The sequence below is a fragment of the Bradyrhizobium sp. PRIMUS42 genome (genome assembly GCF_023006515.1).
In the GTDB taxonomy this organism is placed as follows: Bacteria; Pseudomonadota; Alphaproteobacteria; order Rhizobiales; family Xanthobacteraceae; genus Bradyrhizobium.
The window spans coordinates 1-5,257 of sequence record NZ_JALBGZ010000457.1 but is presented as its reverse complement, the minus strand read 5'-3'; the positions used below and the strand labels follow the sequence as shown (position 1 = coordinate 5,257).

6 protein-coding genes and 1 pseudogene are annotated in these 5,257 nt (G+C 64.6%); 2 read left to right on the top strand and 5 right to left on the bottom strand.

What is annotated here, in order from left to right; translation table 11 throughout:
- Positions 1–455 (top strand): zinc-binding dehydrogenase (locus MOV75_RS26495; protein ID WP_247006872.1); only part of this gene is annotated, 455 nt, incomplete at its 5' end.
- Positions 456–584: 129 nt separating this feature from the next.
- On the opposite strand, the gene MOV75_RS26490 is transcribed toward MOV75_RS26495, so the two are convergent.
- From MOV75_RS26490 to MOV75_RS26475, 4 genes are read right to left on the bottom strand one after another with little or no spacing between them, the layout of a single operon-like run.
- A complete protein-coding gene (locus MOV75_RS26490) occupies positions 585–1,916 on the bottom strand; it encodes an ABC transporter substrate-binding protein (RefSeq protein WP_246927386.1) in 1,332 nt (443 codons plus the stop codon).
- 11 nt (positions 1,917–1,927) lie between these two features.
- A complete protein-coding gene (locus MOV75_RS26485; protein ID WP_246927387.1) occupies positions 1,928–2,797 on the bottom strand; it encodes a carbohydrate ABC transporter permease in 870 nt (289 codons plus the stop codon).
- Positions 2,794–3,744: a carbohydrate ABC transporter permease gene (locus tag MOV75_RS26480; protein WP_246927389.1), complete on the bottom strand. Its 951-nt coding sequence runs from the start codon at positions 3,742–3,744 to the stop codon at positions 2,794–2,796. The genes MOV75_RS26485 and MOV75_RS26480 overlap by 4 nt, the downstream gene beginning before the upstream one ends.
- Before the next feature lies 1 nt (position 3,745).
- Entirely contained in the window at positions 3,746–4,594 is an 849-nt protein-coding gene (locus MOV75_RS26475) for a phosphodiesterase (protein ID WP_246927391.1), read from the bottom strand.
- 148 nt (positions 4,595–4,742) lie between these two features.
- Between MOV75_RS26475 and MOV75_RS26470 the strand changes: the two genes are divergently transcribed.
- Entirely contained in the window at positions 4,743–4,880 is a 138-nt protein-coding gene (locus MOV75_RS26470) for a hypothetical protein (protein ID WP_246927393.1), read from the top strand.
- Positions 4,881–5,007: 127 nt separating this feature from the next.
- On the opposite strand, the pseudogene MOV75_RS26465 reads toward MOV75_RS26470, so the two are convergent.
- Positions 5,008–5,257: pseudogene (locus MOV75_RS26465) on the bottom strand (hypothetical protein); the annotation flags it as partial.

Here is a 5,257-nt window from a genome sequence, read left to right as displayed (position 1 = left end):
CGTCGGCCAAGCGGCGCGCCTTGCTCGACGCCGGCGCCGACCACGTCATCGTGTCGGAAGAAGAGGACATCCGGTCACGGCTTGAGGCGATCGCCGGTGCGAACGGCGTCCGAACCGTGTTCGACGCTGTTGGTGGTCCTGCGTTCGAGCCGCTGACCGCGGCGATGTCGCCGGGCGGCATGCTGATCGAATATGGCGGGCTCAGCCCTGAGCCGACGCCGTTTCCGCTATTCAACGTGCTGACCAAGAGCCTCGTCTTGCGCGGCTACCTCGTGCACGAGATCATTCGCGACACCGTGCGCCTTGCGCGGGCGAAGGCGTTCATTCTCGACGGTCTATCGGACGGCGCGTTGAAGCCGGTTATCGCCAGGACATTCCGGTTCGAGGACATCGTCGAGGCGCACCGCTTCCTGGAGTCGAACACGCAGTTCGGCAAGATCGTGGTGACGATCTGAGGAGCCGTAGGGTGGATTAGCCGAAGGCGTAATCCACCACCATTCGCATTCGAGGAGGCAGAAGGTGGACTACGCCCGCGACTGCGCCTTGCGCAGCCTCGGGCTAATCCACCCTACGAAGCAGGGGCCTTACGGCAACTTCAGTGACGTCTCGGCGTTGTACGGCTTCAGCGTCTCATCGGCGGCCTTCTGGGCGGCGGCGAGGGCCTCCTTCGGCTGCTTCTTGCCGTTGAGGACCAGCATCACCTCGTCCTCGAGGGTCTTGCGGACCGGTACGGTCTTGTAGGTCGCGAACCAGGGCTTTGCGACGTCGAGCTGCTCGACGGCGGTCTTGGCGTCCGGGTTCTTGTTGAGGAAGTCGACCATCTCGGGCGTCTTGTAGGCGGCCATGTTGGGCGCGAAATAGCCGGTGGCGCGGCTCCACCAGCCGCTCTTCTCGGGCGAGGTCATCCACTTGATCAGCGTCCAGGCGGCCTTCTGCTTGTCGGCCTCGAGCCCTGCCGGCACGATCAGCGAGGCGCCGCCGATCGGCACCGCGTTGCGGACGTTGCGCGGGATGAAGGCGACCTTGTAGTTGAACTTGGCGTTGTCGCGCACGTAAGTGAGCGAGCCCGTGGACAGCATCATCATCGCGGCATTGCCGGAGATGAAGGAGGTGCTGACGGCAGGGCCAGGCGTGGCGCCGGGCGCATGCACCTTGTGCTTGGTGACGAGGTCGTTCCACCAGGTCAGCGCGCCCAGCATCGAGGGCGTGTCGTAATAGACCTCGCCGCCGAACTCCTCGTTGTAGTAGCGCCCGCCATTGCTCATGGTGAGCGTTTCCATCATCCAGCCGCAATAATCATAGGCGCAGGGGATCGCGATGCCCCATTGGGTCACCTTCTCGCCCTCGCGCTTGGTGAGCTTCTTGGCCCAGTCGGTGAGCTCGGCCCAGGTCTGCGGCGGCTTGTTCGGATCGAGGCCCGCTTCCTTGGCCTTGTCGGCGTTGATGTAGAGCAGCGGCGTCGAATTGTGGAAGGGCACGCCGTAGACCGAGCGGTTGATCACCGCGTTGCCCTGCAGCGCCGGGAAGAACTGACCCAGGAACTGGTCCTTGGTGGTGCCGTCGGCGGCGATCAGAGGATCGAGATTGGTGAGCTCGTTCTCGATCTGCATGTCGAGCAGGAAATTGGCCGACATGATCACGGCAGCCGGCGGCTTGCCGGCCTTGATCGATGCGCGCGTCTTGATCAGCGTGTCGTCATAGGAGCCGGTGTAGACGGCGGTCGCCTTGATGTTCGGGTGTCCCTCGTTGAACTCCTTGATCAAGGTGCCCATGTCGCGGGCGAGCTTGCCGTCGACGGGAACGGGGAAGAACAGGTCGATCTCGGTCGGACCTTCGGCCATCGCCGGGACGGCGAGGGCAGCAGCCATGGAGCCTGCCATGGCGAGGCCAAGCATGAGCCTGCGGGTAAACAGCATCGAAAACTCTCCTATTTGATGCCTGAGGTGACGAAAGAACTGATGAAACGCTTCTGAAAGATCAGGAAGGTGACGAGCAGCGGCGCGATCACCATCAGCGTGCCCGCGGCGATGGTGCCCCAGGCCTGGGTGCCTTCCGCGGTCGCGGTGAACACCGAGAGCCCGACCGTGAGCGGCCGCTTGTCCGGCGAATTGATCACCATCAGCGGCCACAGGAAGTCGTTCCAGTGGCTGGTGACGGAGATGATGGCGAAGGCCCAGAAGCTCGGCATCGACAGCGGCACGTAGATGTGGCGGATGCGCTGGAACAGGCTGGCGCCGTCGATCAGCGCGGCGTCTTCCAGCTCGGTCGGGATCGCCTCGAACGCCTGGCGCATCAGGAAGGTGCCGAAGGCGGAAGCGAAGAACGGCATCATCACGCCGGTCAGCGTGTCGTAGAGGCCGAGCTGCGCGACCAGCTTCAGGTTCGGCACGATCAGCAGCACCGGCACCAGCATCAGCTGCATCAGGAACATGTAGAAGATCAGCGTCTTGCCGGCGAAGCTCAGGCGCGCGAAGGCAAAGCCCGCCAGCGTGATCGTGACGAACTGCACGAGGAGAATGCCCGCGCAGATGAAGGTGGTGTTGAGGGCGTAGCGCGGGAAGTCGCCGATCTCCCAGGCATCCCTGATGTTGTCGAGCGTCGGCTTCAGGCTCGGCATCAGCTCGGCCATGGCGTTGATGCCGTCCGAGGCCGGGCGCAGCGTCGCAACGCCCATCCACAGGAACGGGATCAGCCAGACGATCGCGAGCAGCACGGTCAGCAGGAAGCCGAGCTTGGGCGTGATCTCGCCGCGCGTGGCGAGCGGGGCGTCCTTCCAGAGCGCTTCGAGCAGCTTCATGGCCCGCCCTCGCGGTTCGCCATGGTGCGGAAGGAGAGCGCGGTGAGGCCCATCAGCGCGGCAAGCGTCAGCAGCGTTGCCGCGGACGCCTTGCCGATGTCGTAGTGCTCGACCGCCTGCTGGTAGATGTAGAACAGCACCAGATTGGTCGAGTTGGACGGACCGCCCTTGGTCATGACGAAGACGTGGTCGACCTGCGTCACCGCGTTGAGCGTGGCGATCACGATGACGAACAGGAAGGTGGGCTTGAGCTCGGGCAGGATGATGTGACGGAAGCGCCGATAGGGCCCCGCGCCGTCGAGATGCGCGGCCTCCATCACGTCCTCGGGCACGGCCTGGAGACCGGCGAGGAAGAACAGCATGTAATAGCCGGCATTCTTCCAGATGGTGATGACCATGATCGCATAGAGCGCGATGTCGGGGTCGCCGAGCCAGTTCGGCAGCACCGGGAGAAACCGGCCGATGTAGTAGTCGAGCAGGCCGACATTGGGCAGGAAGATGAACATGAACAGCGCGGATGCGGCGACCATCGGGATCAGCACCGGCAGGAACAGCGCTGCGCGCAGCGCGCTGCTCACGGCATGGGTGCGCGACAGCGTCAGCGCGAACAGCAGCGCCAGGCCGATGCTCGGGATCGCCGTGCCGACGGCGTAGATGAGGTTGTTGACGACGGCGCCGGAGAAGGCGGGGTCGGCCAGCACCGCTGCGATGTTGTCGAGACCGACGAAGCGGACCGGGGCCTTCGGCGTGGCGCGCTGGTAGAGCGCATCGATCAACACGCGGCCCATCGCGCCATAGGTGAACAGCGCGAGGAAGACCAGCGAGGGCAGCAACAGGAGATAGGCGGGCAGCGAAGCTTTGAAGCGCCTGACGAGGCGCTTCGGCACGTCCAGGCGCGGCGCCGCCGAGGTCGCGACCGGAAGAGCCGCGGGTTCGGCGAGGCTCATTTCACCGCCCCGGAAAGTTGAGTGCGTAGTCGCGGCCGTCCACCCCCGCCGGGGGCTCGAAGGGGAAGCGCAGACTGGTGTCGAGGAAGTCGTGGCTGTGTACGACCAGGTTCTCCTCGTCGATCAGCACCACGCCATAGGCGGGCGGCTCGTGGCTGGCCAGATGCGGCGCGCCGGCGTCGAGCTCGAACCAGACCTGATGGTTGGTGCCGCGCAGGGTGGAGAACGGAATCTTGCCGTAGCTGCCGAAGATGGGACGGTGCACATGGCCGAAGAAGAGGTGGCGGATGCGGGCGCGATAGGGCGCGATCACCTCGGCAAACTCCGCGGTCTGTTTCAGCCCGATCTCGTCCATCGCATGGACGCCGATCGGGAAGGGCGGGTGATGCATGAACACGACGAAGGGCTGGTCGGCGGGCGCGTTGGCAAGCGTCTTCGCGAGCCAGTCAAAGCGCTTGGCGCACATCTCGCCGGCGTGGCTGGTCTCGTCCAGCGTGTCGAGGAAGACGAACAGGCCGTGCTCGGTGGTGCGGGTGCCCTGCACGAAGCCGTTGGCATCGCGCGGCGCCGCCTTCAGCGCGTCGAGGCAGGTGACGCGCTTGTCGTGATTGCCGACCATCGCGATGTAGGGAATCTTCAGCGCCGCCATGGCGTCGGCGAAATTGGCGTAGGAGTCAGCCTCGCCCCAATGGGTGAGGTCGCCGGTCACCACCGCGAAGGCAGCGTCGGACTGGTGCCGGTTGATGTCGGCGATCGCCGCGTCCAGCCGGGCACGCGGGTCGAGGCCATAGAGCTTCAGCCCGGGATTTGCGAGATGCGTGTCGGTAAGGTGGATGAATTTGAAGGGCATGGCGCTCGTCAGGGGTGTTGGAGAAAGGACGTCTCCGGCAAGACGACCCTGACAGGCGGTTAGTGCGCGTGTGTTTCAGTTTGATGACAGCGGTTCCCGCGGCCGGGACGTGTCCACACGGAAGAAGCGTGCGGGAGAAAGCGCTCTAGTGAACAAGCGCGCGCAGGCGCTCGATCTCGGCGATCAGTCTTGGAATATCCTGCCGCGCGTGGGCGATGAATTCCTGATCGGCGAGCGTCCCGCCGGTGAGGTAGAAGTCTTCGCCTCCGGTCTGGATGAAGTCTGAGCCGCTGAATTTATCACGTTTCTATGAACGATTTCCAGGGACCCGCGGTGCGCCTTGATCGCCTCGATCTCGTCGCTGGTCATTGGACTGTTCCGGTTCATTTGAGTGGCCCTCTCGAAGCCTGCCGCTACGTCCCGCAGAACGTCTGCAACACGCGCTGGTCCGGCAGCGGGGGATCGGCATAGGCGGCATAATCCGGCTGGTCCTCATGCGGCTTGGCCAGCACCTTCACCAATTCCTCGAACGGCGCGTAGTTATCGTCGTTCACGGCGGCCTGGATCACCGCCTCGACGCGGTGGTTGCGCGGGATGAACATGGGATTGACCGCGTGCATGGCGGCCTGCCGCTCGGCTGCGCTCTGCGGCTCCAGCGCGATG